The sequence below is a fragment of the Lysobacter sp. Hz25 genome (genome assembly GCF_046097045.1).
Taxonomy (GTDB): Bacteria; Pseudomonadota; Gammaproteobacteria; order Xanthomonadales; family Xanthomonadaceae; genus Lysobacter; species Lysobacter antibioticus_B.
Window position 1 is genome coordinate 428006 of sequence record NZ_CP175666.1, and the last position, 17261, is coordinate 445266.

Here is a 17261-nt window from a genome sequence, read left to right on the forward strand (position 1 = left end):
AGAAGGCGACGCCCGCAGCGTTCGGCTGCGGGCGTTCAGGTTTCCTTTTTCTAGTGGAATCATGAGCCGGCCGCAGCTGTCAAGCGCGGCCTGCCGGAAACGCCAATAAATTGGCACTGAAACACTTGAAGAGGGCGTGATGGCGTACAGCCTGTTCAGCTTACAGAGCGTTGCGGCTCAGTTCCCGAACATCGGTAGCAACGCCATCGCGAGCACGACGCCGACATAGAGTAGCCATAGCAGGCCGCCCAGTACGAGCACCACGATCGCGACCGGTCCCAGATCGCGGCGCTGCATCTCCGGACGCCCGGTGTAGGCCCAGCGGTCGACCACCTGGGTCTTGGCCAGGATGTCGTGCAGGCCGCGCTTGCGGTCGGTGAAGGCGATCATCAGGAAGCCGACGCACAGGCTCAGGTAGGACAGCAGGCTCGACGCCCAGCGGCCGAGCGCGCGCATCCGGGTCAGGCGGCGGCCGTCGGCGTCGACGACCTTGATCCCGACCGCGAGCTTGCCGAGCGTGGCCTGCATCGACGAGGACTCGAAGCCGACGTAATAGGCCGCGCTGATCAGGCCGATGCAGGTGTAGACCACGCCCATCAGCACCGCGATGGCGACGCCGGGGTTCTCCAACCAGGTCGCCGAGGACAGCCCCGAGGCCGACGACAGGCCGAACCCGATCAAACCGACGGTCAGGACCATGCTGACCGCGTAGTAGGCGATGCCGACCAGCAGCGAGTCGATCATGTAGGCGGCCAGGCGCTTCCAGAAGCCGACATGGACGACCTCGAAGCCGTGGACGACGGTGGTGTCGTCGGCCACGCCGGCGCGCGGCGCGGCATAGGGCGAATCGGATTCGGCCGCTGCGTCGCTGCCGTCGTAGGCCGCTGCGGCAGGCGCCGCAGGGGCGGTCGCGGCCGCCGCCGGTGCGGCAGTCACGCTGGCCGCGGCGTGGGCCTGGGGATCGGCGACCGGGCTCTCGGCCGCAACCGCCGCTGCGCTGGGTTGGGCTTGCTGCAGGCGCTCGGGCTCGGCCGCGAAGCCGGGATCGGCGACCAGCTCATGGGCGAGTTCGCGCCAGGGACGCCACTGCGCCAAACCGTCGCGCCAGACCAGGGTGTCGGGGCCCAGCTCGCCGTTGCGGTGGCGTGCGGCCATGTCGGCGCCGTCGAGCGGCCCGTGCCGGTTGCGCTCGTTGTCGCTGTAGTACCACTGGCTCATCGCGAATCTTGGTCCTGTCTTGGTGCATCGGTTCTACTGGGTCGGGCGGCGATGCCGGCATCGCCGCCCGGGTGTTTCAGCCGCGGCAGCTCTGCGGCAGCAGGCGGTCTTCGATCTCCGAGCTGCAGGTCCACTCGCCGCTGGAGGGGTCGAGTTCCAGCCAGATCTTCTGGCCGTCGGCCTTGCTGCCGATGCCGCGCAGCTCGATTTCGATGCCGCAGCCTTCGAGTTCGCCGAACTTGACCGAAGCCACGCGCGGGCCGGCGTAAGCGACCGCGGGCTGGAAACCCTTGCTGTCGTTGCCCGGGCATTCCTCGTTGGCGGCCACGTACTCGGCGACCTGGAGCTTGTACTGGCCCGAGCCGTTGATGGCTTCGGTGACCTTGGCCCGCACCGTGTAGTCCTGATACGCCGGCAAGGCGATCGCGGCGAGGATGCCGACCATTGGGATCGCGACCACGGCCAGCACGATCGCGACGATCGCGCAGCCCGACAGGCCGCGCCGCGGCGGCGGCGCCTGGCGCTGGTTGAAGTGCGCGGCGGCGGCGTCGGCCGGGTTGGCCGAGTGTGCCGAGCGCGTGGAGTAGGGCGGCGGACCCGACGCGGTCGGGGTCTGCGGCGGCAACGGCGGCGGCGCTACCGGACGCGGCGCCGACGACAGCAGGTCATCGTCCAGGCCGAGTTCGCCCGACAGGCGCTCGAGCGGCTGCCATTCGCGCAGGCCTTCGCGCCACAGCAAGGTGTCGCGATGGATGCGACCCTCGCGGTAGTGGCCGCGCACGGCGTCGGCGTCGATCGGACCGACACGGCCCTGGGCTGCGTCGTGGTAATACCAATTGGTCATGCTGTCCCCCTGATCTCGCGATCGTCCTTGTGAGTGAGCCGCCGGCGCAGTCGGGCTCCGCAAGGGTGCCGCCGGCCGGACATGGCTATGCCCCCGCGGCCGCCCCAGGCGCGCGGTGGACGCAAGAAACTAGCATGCCGGCCGGCTTATCGGCCTGGCGATCGGCGATAGCGATGGGGAGTCGCGAGCGGCGATGCCGGCTCGCGCCGCAGCAGGGCCGCGGCTTGGGGGCGTCGCCGGTGCGGCGACGCGATGCCGGCGTCAGTGCACCGGCTCGGGTTCGTCGGCGAACATCTGGGTTTCCATCCAGGCGTAGGCCGCCTCGGAGCCGGGCTGGTTGAACAGGACCATCAGCACGACCCATTTCAGGTCGTCCAGGTCGAGCTCGTCCTGGTCCAGCGCCATGGCACGGTCGAGCACGAGCTCGCGCTGGCCGGCGTCGAGGATGCCGTGCTGTTCCAGGAACAGCAGGAAGCCGCGGCATTCGACGTCGAGCTTGTCGAGTTCGGGACCGAAATAGACCCGGGTCGGACCGCCCGTGCGCGGCGGGCTGACGGCCGGCCGCTGCAAGGCCAGCGCATCGAGCCACTCGAAGGCTTTGTTGATCTCGGCGGGGCTGAACCCGGCCTGGCCCAATTCGTCGAACAAAGGGCCGCTGCGGAGCGAATCGCGGTCGCGGACAAGGTCCGCATCGTCGGTGAAGTAATGCTCGAAAAGGTACAGCAGGACGTCCAGGATGCTCTCTTTCATTTCCCTCGGCCTGCGCCGCATGCGGCGCGGTGAGTAGGAGTTGCTGATTGACCGTCGGGCGGCCGACTTGCCTCAGTCGGACCGCTCGGCGATGGCGTGGTTCAGCGGTTGCGGAAGTAACGGCCGTGCTGCGCCGCGACGCGACCCTCAAGCTCCATGACCAGCAGCATGGAGGACAGTTCCGCGGTCGTCAATCCAGTCCGTTCGACGAGCTGATCCATACCGGTTGGGTCGTGGCCCAGGGCGTCCCACAAGGACTGGTAGTCGGGATCTGTGAAATCCGGGCGGCCGTTAACTCCGTGAGCCGGGTCGTCGCCATCGTGATCGCCCTCCATGACGGCCGCGTGGCTGGCAGAGATGGGGATGCCCAGGCGACGGCGCAAGTCGTCGGCCAGCTCGGCCGCGAGCGGGGCCAGGGCGGCGGCGACTTCGCCCGCGCTCTCGACCAGGCCGGCGCCCTCGCGGATCAGGCGATGGCAGCCGCGGGCGAGCGGGTTGTGGATCGAGCCGGGTACGGCGAACACATCGCGCCCGCATTCGCTGGCCAGGCGCGCGGTGATCAGGGCGCCGGAGCGTTCGGCCGCCTCGATCACCAGGGTGCCGAGGCTGAGCCCGGCGAGGATGCGGTTGCGGCTCGGGAAGTGTTCGGGCTTGGCCTGGGTGCCCGGCAGGTGCTCGCTGATCAACGCGCCTTCGGCGGCGATGCGCGCATGCAGGTCGGCGTTGTTGCGCGGGTAGGCGATATCGGGGCCGGTGCCGAGCACGGCCAGGGTGACCCCGCCGGCGTCGAGCGCGGCGCGGTGGGCGGCGGTGTCGACCCCGGCCGCCAGTCCGCTGGCGACCGCAAGCCCCGAGCGCGCCAGAGCGCGGGCGAAGTCGGTGGCGTTGTCGCGCCCGGCCGGGGTCGGCGAGCGGCTGCCGACCACGGCCACGGCTGGATGCCAGAGCAGGGCGGGTTCGCCGGCGACGAACAGCGCCAGCGGCGGATTCGGCGCGCGCCGCAGCAGGCCGGGGTAGTCGGGGTCGTGCCAGCCGACCAGGTGATGGCGCGGGGCGTGCAGCCAGTCGAGCGCCCGGGTCAGGGCGTCCTCGTCCGGGGCGCGCAGGGCGTCGATCTGTTTGGGGGTGAGCCCGGCGGCCTGCCACTGGCCGGTCCCCGCCGCCAGGGCGGCGGCCGGACTGGGGTGGAGCTCGAGCAGTTGCCGTCGGGAGGCGCTGGCGCCGCCGGCGGCGATGAGGGTCAACAGGGCGTGGAGGTCGTCGTCGGACAACTGGGTCTGGGGCGAAGGCATGCACCAGCGTAGCCTGCAAACGACGACGGCGCCCGAAGGCGCCGTCGTGGATCGCTGTAGGAAAAGCCCGCAGGCCTTTCCTCAGTGACTAAACAAACCGGTCAATAGGCCGAGTCGGGATGCTTGAGCTCGTAGCCGACCTTGGTCTGGCGCACGCCGTCCATGATCAGGCCGTAGCTGACCTTGTCGAAGGTGCGGAAGACCATCACGTGACCGGAGAACTCGTCCGGCAGGCGCACGCGCGAGGCCTTGCCGACCAGGGTCGGATCGCGGTCCGGACCGACCTTGACCCGGTCGACGGCGCGGGTGCCGACCCGCCAGGTCGAGAACACCGTGCCGTTGTCGACGCCGTCGCGGGCACCGACCGACAGGGCGATCACGTCGCGCGGGCCGCCGTGCTTGACCAGATCGGCCACGGCCAGGACCTGGGCGCGACCGTAGTCGAACTGGGCCTTCGGCGGGTGCGGGAAGAACTGCAGGTCGTAAGGCTGGGCTTCGACCGGGATCAGACGGTCGCCGACGCGGATCTCGCGGCCGGTGTCGTCGATGACCAGGGTGCTGGCCTCCATCCCGTTCTCGGCGCCGCGGCTGACGGTGCCGGTCGAGACCTGCATCAGCTCATAGCCGAGCAGCTCGCGGCCCTTGTCCGGCACGACCACGTCGGTCCAGATGGCCTCGAAGTCGACCGTGCGGCGACCGCGGAAGTCCAGGTCGGCGGCGCGCATGATGTCGCAGCAGGCCACGCGATCCAGGCGGGTATAGCGCTGGGTCGGGCGGACCACGGCATAACGCGTGCCCGGGGTCTGGTTCGGCAGGTTCTTGATGTAGGCGACCTGGCCCTGGGTGACGCGCAGGCGGTCCTCTTCAAGACCGACCACGTAGGGCATCTGCTCGAACTCGTCGACGACCCGAAGGTTCTTCAGGAACGGCTCGATGTCCGACAGCGGGATGCCGCTGATCGGGGCCTCCTGGCGCGGACCCGGCTTGACCTGGGCCGCGACGCGGTCGAGGTAGGCCAGCGAGATCACGTCGCCCGGATAGATCAGGTGCGGATTCTTGATTTGCGGGTTGGCCTGCCAGATTTCCGGCCACAGCCACGGCCGCTTCAGGAAGCGAGCCGAGATGTCCCACAGGGTGTCGCCCCGTTTCACCACGTAGGTGTCGGGGTGGTCGCCACGCAGTTCCGCCGCAATGGCGTACGTGGCAACAGTCAGCAACGCGGCGGCGAGAACCGCGCGGATCGGTTTAAACATGGCGGCCATCTACCTGATTCCCCTTCCAGGTTTGCCCTCTGCGGGCACCCGGACTATAGCCCAGAAGGTGCGAACGTTAGCAGGCCTTTGCAGCCTATAACGGGGTTACAATGCAACCAAAGCTTGCGTATGTGACCCACGCCCCCATTTTCGACGCCATGGCCCTGCTCCCAATCCTCGAATTCCCCGATCCCCGTCTGCGGACGAAGGCCGTGCCGGTCGAAGCCGCGCACGTGACCTCGCCGCAGTTCCAGAAGCTGCTCGACGACATGTTCGAGACCATGTACGAATGCCCCGGCATCGGCCTGGCCGCGAGCCAGGTCGACGTGCATCAGCGCTTCATGGTCATCGACGTATCGGAAGAAAAAAACCAGCCGCTGGTGTTCGTCAACCCGGAGATCGTCGCCAAGTCCGGCGAGCAGGTCTATCAGGAAGGCTGCCTGTCGGTGCCCGGCATCTTCGCCGACGTGACCCGCGCCAACGAGATCACCGTCAAGGCGATCGGCCGCGACGGCGCAGTGTTCGAACTCAGCACCGACGGTCTGCTCGCGGTCTGCATCCAGCACGAGATGGATCACCTCGACGGCAAGCTGTTCGTCGACTACCTCTCGCCGCTCAAGCGCGAGATGGTGCGCAAGAAGCTCGCCAAGCAGCGCCGCCAGTCGGCCTGAGGCGGCCCTCGCGACGGGAGCGGGGAATCGGCGCGGCGCCGTGCGGCGCGCGCAGGTTTCCGGCTCCCGTTGTTCGTTTCTGTAGGCTTGTGCCTGTAGCGTTGGTCCAGGCGCGATGATGCGCGCCGACTCCCCCACTCGACCTCATCCCCGAACCTATGCGCATCGTATTCGCCGGTACCCCCGACTTCGCCGTACCGAGCCTGCGCGCCGCCGCGCAGCGCAACGAGGTCGTCGCCGTCTACACCCAGCCCGATCGTCCGGCCGGGCGCGGACGCGAGTTGGCGCTGTCGCCGGTCAAGCGCGAAGCCTTGTTGCGCGGCCTGCCGGTGATGCAGCCGGAGAATTTCAAGAGCGCGGCTGCGCGCGAGGCGCTGCGCGAACTGCAGCCCGACCTGATGGTGGTGGTGGCCTACGGCCTGATCCTGCCGCAGTCGGTGCTCGACATTCCGACCTACGGTTGCTGGAACGTGCATGCCTCGTTGTTGCCGCGCTGGCGCGGCGCCGCGCCGATCCAGCGCGCGATCGAGGCCGGCGACCGCGACAGCGGCGTGTGCCTGATGCAGATGGAAAAGGGCCTGGACACCGGCCCGGTGCTGCTGTCGCAATCGCTGTCGATCGGCGAGGCCGAGACCGGCGGGCAGTTGCACGATCGCCTGGCCGCGCTCGGCGCGCAGGTCCTCACCGACGGCATGGGCCTGTTGCGCGCCGGCATGCGCCCGATCGCGCAGCCGCAGCCGCAGCCGCAGGATGGCGTGACCTATGCGCACAAGCTCGACAAGGCCGAGGCGCGCCTGGATTGGGCGCAGCCGGCGCCGGCCTTGGCGAACAAGGTGCGCGCCTTCAATCCCTGGCCGATGGCCGATGCGACGATCGCCGGCGAACGCGTGCGCGTGCACGGCGCGATCGCGCTGCCGTTGGCGCATGGCGCCGAGCCCGGCACGGTCTTGCTGGCCGGGCGCGAGGGCATCGACATAGCCTGCGGCGAAGGCGCCTTGCGCATCCGCGTGCTGCAACGCGACGGCGGCAAGGCGATCACCGCCGCGGATTATTTGAACGGCCGGCGCGACCTCGCCGTCGCCCGCTGAGCATGTCCGACCGGCGCAGCGGTTCCGACGGCCTGCATGGCGGCGGCATGCACAACGCCAGCCTGCACAGCGGCAGCCGGCCGCGCGCGATCGCCGCGCGCGTGCTCGACGCGGTGATGCACCGCGGGCGTTCGCTCAAGGCCGAGCTCGCGACCGCGCTGCCGGGCTTGGCCGACCCGCGCGACCGCGCCCTGGTCGAGGCGATCTGCTTCGCCGTATTGCGCCAGCCGCTGCGCTACGAGGGCGCGCTCGCCGCCTGGATGGCGCGGCCGCTGACCCGTCGCGACGGCGAATTGCGCGCGCTGCTGTACGTCGGCCTGGCTCAGCTCGATCCGTTGCAGCTGCCGGCGCACGCCGCACTCGATTCCACCGTCGAGGCCGCGCGCGGCCTCGGCTATCCGCACCAGGCTGGCATGGTCAACGCGCTGCTGCGCCGCGCCCAGCGCGAAGGCCTGCCGGCGGTCGACCCCAGGCATTCGCATTGGCCGAGTTGGTTGCGCGGGCGCCTGCGCCGCGACTGGCCCGAACACTACGATGCGATCCTGGCCGAAAGCGCGGTGCCGGCGCCGATGTGGTTGCGCGTCAACGCGCGCCGCGGCACCCGCGACGCTTATCGCGAACGGCTCGCCGAGGCCGGCATCGAAGCCGACGTGGTCCAGGACTTGCCCGATGCGCTGCGTCTGCAAGGCTCGGCGGCGATCGCCTCGCTGCCCGGGTTCGCCGACGGCGCGGTGTCGATCCAGGACGCCTCCGCGCAATTGGTCGCCGATGCGATCGCGGCCGCGCCCGGTGCGCGCGTGCTCGATGCTTGCGCCGCGCCCGGCGGCAAGAGCGCGCATCTGCTCGAACGCGACGCAGCCCTGCGCCTGACCGCGCTCGACGTCGATGCGGTGCGCCTGCAGCGGGTGCGCAGCGGCCTGGTCCGTCTGGGCCTGGCCGAGCGTGCCGAACTGCGCGTGGCCGACGCCGCCGACCTGCAGGCCTGGTGGGACGGCACGCCCTTCGATGCGGTGCTGCTGGATGCGCCGTGCTCGGCGACCGGCATCGTCCGCCGCCAGCCCGACGTGGTCCTGCACCGGCGCGAATCCGACATCGCCGCCTTGATGCTGCTGCAGGCGCGCCTGCTCGATGCGCTTTGGCAGACCGTCGCTCCGGGTGGCGTGCTGCTGTATGCGACCTGCTCGATCCTGACCGAAGAGAACGAGCGCCAAGTGCGCGAATTCCTGGCGCGCACCGCCGATGCGCGCGCCGAGGCCTTGCCGGCGCAGTTCGGCCACGACCGCGAAGTCGGCCGCCAGCGGCTGCCGGGCGACGGCGGCGGCGACGGCTTCTTCTACGCCCGTCTGCGCCGCGGCGCTTGAGCCCAAGAGAGAGGGCACAAGAGTGAGGGCAAGGGTGAGCGCAGGCCCAGATTCAAGGGCCGGCCTCTCCACCCGATGCGGGCCGCCGCTTATGATCTGCGCACGTTCAAAGGCCCGCGCATGTTCAAAAGCGCCCGTTCCCACCCCGCCTGGTTGTTCTGGATAGTCGCCTGGCTGGTGCTCGGGGCCGGTCTGGGCCTGCGCGATCCCTGGCCCGCCGACGAACCGCGTTTCGCCCTGGTCGCCATGCAGATGGTCGAGAGCGGCCAGTGGCTGTTCCCGCACCGTGGCGGCGAGTTGTACTCGGACAAGCCGCCGTTCTTCATGTGGATGCAGGCGCTGTCCTATCTGGCCACCGGCCAATGGCGCGTCGCCTTCCTGCTGCCTTCGCTGCTCGCCGCGCTGGGCACCTTGTGGTGCGTGGTCGACCTCGGCCGGCGCCTGTGGACGCCGCGGGTCGGTTATTACGCCGGCTGGGCGCTGCTGCTGACCGTGCACTTCGTTTATCAGTCGAAGAAGGCGCAGATCGATCCGCTGGTGGTGTTCTGGATCACCCTGGCCAATTACGGTCTGTTGCGGCATCTGCTGACCGGCCCGGCTTGGCGCTGGTGGGTGTTGGGTTGGTTCGCCGCCGGCATGGGCACCATCACCAAGGGCGTCGGCGCGCTCGCCCTGTTGATGCTGGCGCCGCTGGCGCTCGCGGCGGTGCTGCGGCCGCTGCGTGCCGCGCTGGCGCCGGGCGGTGCGGCGCATCGCGCCCTGACCTGGGTCGAGATGCCGGTGCGCGCCGGCATCGGCCGAGGCTATTTCTGGCTCGGACCGCTCGCGTTCGCGTTCGCGGTCGCGTTGTGGGTCGCGCCGATGGCGGCGGTGGCCTTGACCCATTCCGATCCCGCCTACCGCGGTTATTTCAACGACTTGCTGCTGCGCCAGACCGCGGTGCGCTACTCCAAATCCTGGGACCATCACCAGCCGCCCTGGTACCACCTCGGAGTGATGCTTTCGATGTGGTTGCCGCTGATGTTCGCCCTGCCCTGGGCGTTGCCGGCGTGGCGCCGGCGCCTGGCCCGGCTCGATCCCCGCTATGTGCTGCCGCTGGCCTGGTGGCTGCTGGTGATCGTGTTCTTCTCGATTCCGCAGGGCAAACGCGACGTCTACATCCTGCCGGCGCTGCCGATGGCCTGCCTGATGTTCGCGCCGCTGTTGCCGGGCATCCTGCGCCGGGCCTGGCCGCGCCGGATCGGCTTCGCCTTCGCCGCGCTGATCGTCCTGGCCTTGTTCGGCGTGGGCTTGTCGATGTGGTTCGGCAACCCGGGCTTCGAGCGCAAGCTGATCGCCGAGCGCGATTTCACCGACGGCGCGCGCGGGCTCGCCGCGGGCGTATTGGCGATCGCTTGCTGGGGCCTGGCGGCTCTGCTGTGGGCCGGGCCGCGCCGGCCGATCCTCGGCATGGCCGCGACCCTGTGCGGGCTGTGGGTGTTGAACGGCGTGCTGGTCGCGCCGGTGCTCAACGATTCCTCGTCGGCGCGCGGGGTGATGAGCAAGGTCGCCGCGCGCATCGGCCCCGAAGCCGAGCTCGGCCTGGTCGCCTGGAAAGAGCAGAATCTGCTGAGGACCCAGTCGCGTACCACCACTTTCGGCTTCAAGATGCGTTGGCCGGAACAACTGAAACAGGGCCTGGCCTGGCAAGCCCAGGCGCCGCGGACGCGCTGGTTGTTGGTGCAGGATCCGGCGCTGCCGGCCTGCGTGGACCGCAACCGCGCCGAAATAGGCGGACGCTCCAATCGCCGCATCTGGTGGCTGGTGCCGTACGCTGCGCGCGAAACCTGTCCCGCCGCACCGCCGCTGCGGCCACATGAAGACGATACGGACTGATCCGTGCCCCAACCGCAAGTACCCGACGTTTCTTTCCGCCCCGAGACCCTCGCCGGCGAACCGCGCCGCCTGGCCCTGGCCCGCCGCACGTTCGAGATCGCCCTGTTCTGCCTGCCGGCGCTGTTGATCTCCACGCCGTGGGGGCTGCTGCCGTTCACCGCGCTGGCGCTGGTCGCGTTCCTGATGGCGCCGGGCCGGATCGCTCACGGTTACCGCGAGATCGGCGGCGCGCTGCGCCCGCTGCTGCTGATGGCGGTCGCGGTGGCGGTGATCGTGGCGGTTTCGACCTTTCTCCACGACGTGCGCTGGCGCGAGGCCGACAACCGCCTGCGCCTGCTGACCCTGCCGTTCTTCGCCCTGATGGCCTACGCCTACCGGCCGTCGCGGCGCTGGCTGTGGGCCGGCGCCCTGGTCGGCCTGGCCGGCGCCTTCGCGGTGGCGGTGTATCAGGTCGTCGGCGGCATGGACCGCGCCGCCGGCTGGACCGCGAACGCCATCGTCTACGCCGAAGCGGTGATCGTCCTGATCGTGCTGGCGGTGTTCTGCCGGCCCTCCGGCGAGTTGCTGTGGACCACCGCGGCCTGCGCGCTCGGCGTGGTGACCGTCGCCCTCAGCGGCAGCCGCGGCACCTGGCCGGGCGTGTTGATCGTGCTGTTGATCGGTTTGCTGGTCAGCGGCGGCCGCGCGCGCCGGGTCTCGTGGGCGGTGCTGGCGACCTTGGCGTTGGGCGCGGTCGCTGCGTTGTGGATCGGCCCGTTGGCCGAGCAGACCCGCATCGAGGAACTGCGCTCGGACGTCCACCGGCTGCGCGAGGGCGACAGCGCCTCCTCGCTCGGCGCGCGCCTGAGTCTGTTGTCCCTGGCCGGGCAGACCTTCGTCGAGCATCCGCTCGACGGCATCGGCGTCGGCAGTTTCGGTCGCGCGGTGAGCGCCTTGCCGGAATGCCGTCCGCCGGCGGCACGGGTCGGTTTCTGCCGGCTCAGCCATGCCCACAGCGACGTGCCCGAGTGGGCCGCGACCATGGGCCTGCCGGGCCTGCTCGCGATCCTGGCGGTGTATCTATTGCCCTTGGTGCTGTTCGCCCTGCGGCTGCGCGCGCTGCCGGCCGGGCGCTCGCGCAGCAGCGCGCTCGGCGGATTGGTGCTGGTGCTGGTCTACATCGCCAGCGGCCTGACCCAGTCGATGTTCGCGCACCAACTGGTCGCGTCGTTCTATGCGGTGGCGGTCGGCCTGCTGTACGGCTTCAGCCTGCGCGAGGCGCGCAGCGACGACAGCGGACCGTAAGCGAGCCGCGCTCAGTCGCGCGGCGTGCCGGTGTCGTCCTGGTGCGGCGGCGTGGTCAGCGCTTGGCCGCGTTCGAGCATCCACAGCATGATGGTCTTCTGGCGCACGTAGTTGGCGCGCACATAGGCGTAGACCAGGCCGTGCCAGCCGTCGAGGAAGCCGGCGCGCAGCACGTAGCCGCGCCAGAAGCGCCAGGCCGGCGCCAACACCAGTTTGCTCAGGCTCGCGCGCTTGCCGCGCGCATGCTCGTGCTCGGCCATCATCCGCGCATAGCGCTCGGTCTTGCTGAGTTGCTGTTCGAGCGAGCGGTAGGGGTAGTGGATCAGGTCGCCGGCGAGCGTCGCCACGGCGCCGTCGACGCTGGCCGCTTCGTGGATCTCGCGCTGGCCGCGCCAGCCGCCGCGGCGGCGGTCGAACAGGCGCAGGACCCGGTCCGGATACGCATTGCCGTGGCGCAGGAACTTGCCGAAATACTCCGACAGGCGCGCGAAGCGGTAGCCGGCGGCGTCGTCGAAACCGCGCGCGCGCGCCGCCTCGATCGAAGCGCGCAGCCGCGCGTCGACGCGCTCGTCGGCGTCCAGGCACAGCACCCAGTCGTGCGCGGCCTGCTCCACCGCGTAATGCTTCTGGCTGCGAAAACCGTCGAAGGCGCGTTGCAGCACGCGCGCGCCGGCGGCCTGTGCGATCGCCGCGGTGGCGTCGGTGGAATAGGAGTCGACCACCACGATTTCGTCGCAGAACGCCAGCGAGGCGATGCAGTCGCCGATGCGGTCGGCTTCGTTGAACGCGATGATGCAGGCCGACAGGCGCGGTCGTTCGGCGACGGGCGAGTGCATATCGATGGCGGCGGTCCGGGCGGCTGGATCGACAGCATAGAGCCAGTAGCGAGTTTGGAGGAGTGAGCAGTGAGTGAATGCGGGAGCCGCGGCGGCTGGGGCTCTCACTCACTGCCCACTCCTCTAAACTCACTTCTCGCCCCGCCCCTCGCCCCGACTCCACCGCCATGTCCGATTACCTGCTGTTCGCGACCGAGCGTTACGCCTTGCCGATCCTGCGGCCGCTGGCCGATGCGCTGCATGCGGCCGGGCACACTGCCCACGCCTGGTTCGCCGACGGCGCAGCGGCGTCGACCCTGCCGGCGCCGGTGCGCATGCTCGCGCCCGGGCGCGAGGGCCTGCGCGCCGCGGTCGCGCTGAGGCCGCGCGCGGTGTTCAGCGCCGCGAACTGGGTGCCGCCGTTCGTCGCCGGCGCCAAGGTGCAGTTGTTCCACGGCTTCAACGTCGAAAAACGCGAAGACGCGCGCGGCCATTTCCGCGTGCGCGGCCTGTTCGACCTGTATTGCACGCAAGGCCCGGCGACGACCGCGCCGTTCCGCGCCCTGGCCGCGCAGGCCGGGCATTTCGCCGTGGTCGAGACCGGCTGGCCCAAGCTCGATCCCTTGTTCGGAGACGACGACGGCGGCGCGGCGAAATGGCGCCGTCTCGCCGGTCGCCGCCAGACCGTGTTGTTCGCCTCGACTTTCACTGAGCGCCTCAGCGCCGCGCCGCATCTGCTGGAAGCGATCGCCGCGCAGATCGCCACGGGCGAGCGTTACTGGCTGCTGACCCTGCATCCCAAGTGCGCGCCGGAACTGTTCGAGCGCTATCGCGCGCTGGCCGGCGCGAACGCGACCTTCGTCGAAACCGAAGACCTGATCTCGGCGCAACGCGCGGCCGACGTGCTGGTCGCCGACACGACCTCGGTCGTGTCGGAGTTCGTCGTCCAGCGCAAACCGGTGGTGACCTTCCGCAACCGCGCGCCGAAGCCGCACATGATCGACTTCGACGATCCGGCGGCGCTGGCCGCGCAGCTCGAGCAGGCGTTCGCGCCGGGCCCGGAATTGCAGGCCGCGATCGACGCCTATGCCGACGCGATCCATCCTTATCGTGACGGGCGCTCCTCGCAGCGCGTGATCGCCGCGACCGAGGACTTGCTCGCCGGCCGTCTCGGCCGTCTGCGGCGCAAGCCGTGGTCGTCGCTGCTGCGCGGCCTGCAGATCCGCCGCGAACTCGGTTATTGGGGGCGCGGCGCCTGAGCGCAGCGCCTCACCAGCGCAGCGGGCGTTGCGAAAGGATCGCCGCGAGCCGGGCGTAAATTTGCCGGGCCTCGTTTTCGGGCAGAAAGCGGATCCGCAGCGGCGGAGCCAGGGCGCCGGCGCCGGCGGTGTCGAGCCACAGGGTGGCGGTGCCGCAGCGGCGGTCGAGCGGCGAGCGGGTGAGCTGCAAGGCTTGCAGTTTGTCGAGCTCGGCGAAGCGCCAGGAACGCCGCCACCAGCCTTCGCGCACCGCGATCAAGACCTCGCCGAACGCATAGCCGATGCGCCGGGTGCGCCGCTGCGCCTTGAACGCCGCCCACGGCAGCCACAGCAGGGCGAGTGCGCTCCAGGCACCGACCTGCCAATACAGCGAGAACACCGCGAGCAAGGCCCACGGCACGTCGGGCAGAAACAGCCGCCACCAGGTCGCATCCGGCAGGGCGCGCCATTCCAGGCGATCCCAGTCGGCGCGCGGCAGCAAGCGTTCGATCAAGGCGTCGCAAGCCTGCGGCGTCGCGATCGGCGCGAGTTCCTTGAGCGAACGGCCGTCTTCGTTGGCTTCGGCACCGACCGTGTCCACGCTCAGGCCGCGGCGCCCGAGCAAGCGGTGCATCAGGCCTTCCTCGAGCGTCCATGCCTGGATGCGCCGGCGCGGCACGGTGGTGCGCCAGCGCCCGAGCAGGCCGCGTTCGGCGGTCAGGCGGCGGCCGTGTTCGCTGAGTTCGAAGCCGTAGTAGCGCAGCAGCGCCAGCACGATCGACAGCAGCTTGAGCAGGCCGGCGATCAGCGCGATCAGGGCCATCGCGATCAGGGCCACGCCGATCGCGTCGAGGTGATAGGCCTGGACATGGCCGGACAGCCAGCGCGTCGCCTGGCTGCCGATGCGTCCGGGAACGCGCGCGTTGAAATCGGGGGTGTACTGCGACAGGCCGGCCAGGGCGGCGCCGATCAGGACCAGGCCGCCGTTGGAGACCAGGCCCAGGCGCAGCACTTCGGCCGGCGGCAGCCGCAGCAGCACGTCGGCGCTGTCCTCGGCCTGGCCTTCGGCGACGGCCGCGCCGCGCCGGCGCACCAGGGCTTCCAGCGCCAACGCGTCGTCGAGCTTGAGCACGCGCATCTGCGCTTCGGGCTCCTTGCTGCCGGCCGATTCCATGCGCACTTCGGCGACGCCGAACAATCGGTGCAGCACGGTCTGGTGCAGGGCCACGTTCTGGATCCGCACGAACGGGATCACCCGCAGGCTGCGGTTGAACAGGCCGCTGCGCACCACCACGGCATTGCTGCCGATGCCGTAGCGGTAGGTGAAATAACGCCACAGCGCCACCAGCACCAGCGCGCCGACGCCGATCAGCGGCCACAGCTCGTTGCGGTCGCCGCGACCGAAGAACACCAGCGCGGCCAGCGGCACGATGAACTGCTTGAGCTGCTGGATCAGCACGAACAGCCACGACATCGGATGCAGGCGGCGGTCGGCCCGCGTGCTTTCGTCGTCCGGCGATACGGTCGAACCCGGCGCGCTCATCAGGCGTCTTCGTCGTGGTCGAGCTGGCGGCCGAGGCGCTCGCGCAGGCGCTCGGCGTCCTGCGCGTCGAGATGGTCGATCGAGACCGCGTTGTGGCGGGTGCCGGCGGTGTGCACGACCAGGGTCGCCAGGCCGCGCAAGCGTTGCAGCGGGCCGTGCTTGAGGTCGAGGTGTTGCACCCGGGTCAGCGGCACCAGGGTTTCGCGTTGCCAGGCGACGCCGCGGCGCACCGCGAAGCCGTGCGCGTCGAGCCGCCACAAGGTGTTGCGGTAGCGGCGCAAGCCGATCCAGGTGCCGATGCCGGCGCCGAGCAGGGCGCCGCTGAGGCCGCTGGCGATGCCGACCCAGGAGCCGACGGTGAGCACGCCGAGGACCACCCCGGCGATCGCGAACACGATCGCCAGCGACAGGCTGACATCGATCGTGCACAACAGCACCGCGCGCGAGGGCAGTTTCTGCCAGCCGTTCGAGCCGGTGTCGGGCGTCGTCGCGGCGGGTGCGGCTGCGGGTGGCGCCGGGCTGGGCTCGCTGGAGGCAGGCTCGGTGGAGGCGGGCTCGGTGGAGGCGGTGGGGTCGGGCGTATCCGTCATCAGGGTTCTTTGGCGTACAGCAGTTCGGTTTCGGTGTAGTCGCGGCCCTGACGATACAGCGCGAGACGGCCCTGCATGCGCGCGCGCGACTTCGGGTCGAGTTCGCCGTCCTTGAGCCGGGCCAGGGCATCGGTCTGGAACGCGATCGCCTGGGCGAAGTCGCCGTTGGCGGCGAGCGCGGCGGCGACGGTATCGAGTTCGGTGGCGCGCAGTTGCTCGCGCCTGGCGATCATGTGCTGGCTCAGGGCCAACGATTGCTTGGCGTCGCGCTGGCCCGCGATCGGGCAGGTGGCCAGGATCCAGACGCGGTCGTTGCGTGCCTGCGCCATGCCGGCGTCTTCGGCCTTGCGCAGCCATTCGATGGCCTGGCTGCAGTCGCTGGCCAGGCCGGCGGCGCCGGCGCGGATGAAATCGGCGTAGCCCATCATCGCCTGCGGGTTGCCGCTTTCGGCGCTGCGGCGCAGATGCGGCAGGGCGCGGCGCAGGGTTTGCGGGCTCAACGACAGGCGGTCGTTGGTCGACAGCAGGATGTTCGCCACCGCCAACGCCGATTCGGCATGGCCGCTGTCGCTGGCGCGTTCGAGCACTGCCAGGGCGGCGTCGCGGTCGGCGGCGATGCGGCGCGATTCCAGCCCGGTGTAGAGCAGGCGTCCGTACAAGTACTGCGCCAGCGCTTCGCCGGCATCGGCCTTGCGCTTGATCGCAGCGATCTGGGTGTCGACGTGGGCCTGGTAATCCGGCCAACGCTCGTTGAGGCGATTGCGTTGCGCGGCGTCGTCGCGCGGCGCCAGTTCCAGCGCGCTTAGGTTCGACGGCGCCTGGCCCTCGCCGAGGAAATCGCCGAGCAGGTGCTGCAACAGCGCGGTCTCGCCGCCCGATTGCGCGGCCACCGCGGTCATGAACTTCGACAGCTCTTCGGTCTGGCGTTCCGGACGGGTCTTCCAGCCCCCGCCTTCGCGCACGAATTCGGGGCCGAACACGTAGCGCTCGCCGGTCGGCGGCTGCACTTCGCCGAGCGCGCTATCGGCATCGATCATGGCGACGTGACTCAGCGACGGAAAGTTGCCGTCGGCGTGGCGCATCACCACATGGCAAAGCTTGTCCTGTACGCAATGGCGATACGTCGCGCGGCCGTCCCATCCGGCCAGCACCGGCGCTTCGTACTTCGCGCGCAGGCCGTAGACGGTCAGGCGGTCGGCGAGGGGCAGGCGGCGGACTTGTTCGGTCGAGGCGTACAGGGCGACGTCGCGCAGGAAGGCGTAATGCTGCGCGGTCGATTCGGCGATCAGCCCGGCGCTCGCGCCGTCGTCCTTGGCGGCGAGCCGGGTGTAGCGGTTCCAGGCCGCATCGACGGCATTGACCTCGGCCTGGTCGTCGCCCTGCGCGGCGGCCGTGGCCGGGCCGCACAGCAGGGCAAGCAGCAATAGCGCATAACGCAT

15 protein-coding genes are annotated in these 17261 nt (G+C 70.2%); 6 read left to right on the forward strand and 9 right to left on the reverse strand.

Translation table 11 applies throughout. From position 1 onward, the window contains the following. Positions 1-177: 177 nt before the first annotated feature. From ACKN61_RS01735 to ACKN61_RS01755, 5 genes are all read right to left on the reverse strand, one after another. Entirely contained in the window at positions 178-1218 is a 1041-nt protein-coding gene (locus ACKN61_RS01735) for an RDD family protein (protein WP_408952023.1), read from the reverse strand. Positions 1219-1294: 76 nt separating this feature from the next. Then, positions 1295-2062, reverse strand: coding sequence for a pilin (locus ACKN61_RS01740; RefSeq protein WP_031372131.1), 768 nt, complete (start codon positions 2060-2062; stop codon positions 1295-1297). A gap of 261 nt (positions 2063-2323) precedes the next feature. After that, complete coding sequence (locus ACKN61_RS01745) at positions 2324-2812, reverse strand: DUF494 family protein (protein ID WP_031372132.1); 489 nt, start codon at positions 2810-2812, stop codon at positions 2324-2326. 101 nt (positions 2813-2913) lie between these two features. After that, entirely contained in the window at positions 2914-4104 is a 1191-nt protein-coding gene (dprA, locus tag ACKN61_RS01750) for a DNA-processing protein DprA (RefSeq protein ID WP_408952024.1), read from the reverse strand. Positions 4105-4205: 101 nt separating this feature from the next. Beyond that, positions 4206-5357, reverse strand: coding sequence for a LysM peptidoglycan-binding domain-containing protein (locus ACKN61_RS01755; RefSeq protein ID WP_031372134.1), 1152 nt, complete (start codon positions 5355-5357; stop codon positions 4206-4208). Between the two features lie 158 nt (positions 5358-5515). Here ACKN61_RS01755 and def point away from each other — a divergent pair, with 158 nt between their 5' ends. The 5 genes from def (at position 5516) to ACKN61_RS01780 (ending at position 11636) form a co-directional block, all read left to right on the forward strand. Next, positions 5516-6028 (forward strand): peptide deformylase, encoded by a 513-nt coding sequence (gene def, locus ACKN61_RS01760; protein WP_223621304.1) that lies wholly within the window; start codon positions 5516-5518, stop codon positions 6026-6028. Between the two features lie 158 nt (positions 6029-6186). Then, on the forward strand, positions 6187-7116 hold the full coding sequence (fmt, locus tag ACKN61_RS01765) for a methionyl-tRNA formyltransferase (RefSeq protein ID WP_408952025.1): 930 nt from the start codon (positions 6187-6189) through the stop codon (positions 7114-7116). Positions 7117-7163: 47 nt separating this feature from the next. Then, entirely contained in the window at positions 7164-8477 is a 1314-nt protein-coding gene (rsmB, locus tag ACKN61_RS01770) for a 16S rRNA (cytosine(967)-C(5))-methyltransferase RsmB (RefSeq protein ID WP_408953744.1), read from the forward strand. A gap of 120 nt (positions 8478-8597) precedes the next feature. Beyond that, positions 8598-10352, forward strand: a complete 1755-nt coding sequence (locus tag ACKN61_RS01775) for an ArnT family glycosyltransferase (protein WP_408952026.1) — start codon at positions 8598-8600, stop codon at positions 10350-10352. A gap of 3 nt (positions 10353-10355) precedes the next feature. Then, the gene (locus ACKN61_RS01780) at positions 10356-11636 is read left to right on the forward strand and encodes an O-antigen ligase family protein (RefSeq protein WP_408952027.1); all 1281 of its coding nucleotides are present in this window, start codon (positions 10356-10358) and stop codon (positions 11634-11636) included. 11 nt (positions 11637-11647) lie between these two features. Here the strand turns inward: ACKN61_RS01780 and ACKN61_RS01785 are convergent, their stop codons facing one another. After that, positions 11648-12472, reverse strand: coding sequence for a glycosyltransferase family 2 protein (locus ACKN61_RS01785; RefSeq protein ID WP_408952028.1), 825 nt, complete (start codon positions 12470-12472; stop codon positions 11648-11650). A 167-nt stretch (positions 12473-12639) separates the two neighbouring features. Here ACKN61_RS01785 and ACKN61_RS01790 point away from each other — a divergent pair, with 167 nt between their 5' ends. Then, positions 12640-13710, forward strand: a complete 1071-nt coding sequence (locus tag ACKN61_RS01790) for a CDP-glycerol glycerophosphotransferase family protein (protein ID WP_408952029.1) — start codon at positions 12640-12642, stop codon at positions 13708-13710. Positions 13711-13720: 10 nt separating this feature from the next. Here the strand turns inward: ACKN61_RS01790 and ACKN61_RS01795 are convergent, their stop codons facing one another. Genes ACKN61_RS01795 through ACKN61_RS01805 form a run of 3 tightly spaced genes read right to left on the reverse strand, consistent with a single transcriptional unit; the run spans position 13721 to position 17261 of the window. Then, on the reverse strand, positions 13721-15232 hold the full coding sequence (locus ACKN61_RS01795) for a PH domain-containing protein (RefSeq protein WP_408952030.1): 1512 nt from the start codon (positions 15230-15232) through the stop codon (positions 13721-13723). After that, complete coding sequence (locus ACKN61_RS01800; protein ID WP_408952031.1) at positions 15232-15822, reverse strand: PH domain-containing protein; 591 nt, start codon at positions 15820-15822, stop codon at positions 15232-15234. Before ACKN61_RS01800 ends, ACKN61_RS01795 begins: the two co-directional genes overlap by 1 nt. Further along, entirely contained in the window at positions 15822-17261 is a 1440-nt protein-coding gene (locus ACKN61_RS01805; protein WP_408952032.1) for a tetratricopeptide repeat protein, read from the reverse strand. The genes ACKN61_RS01800 and ACKN61_RS01805 overlap by 1 nt, the downstream gene beginning before the upstream one ends.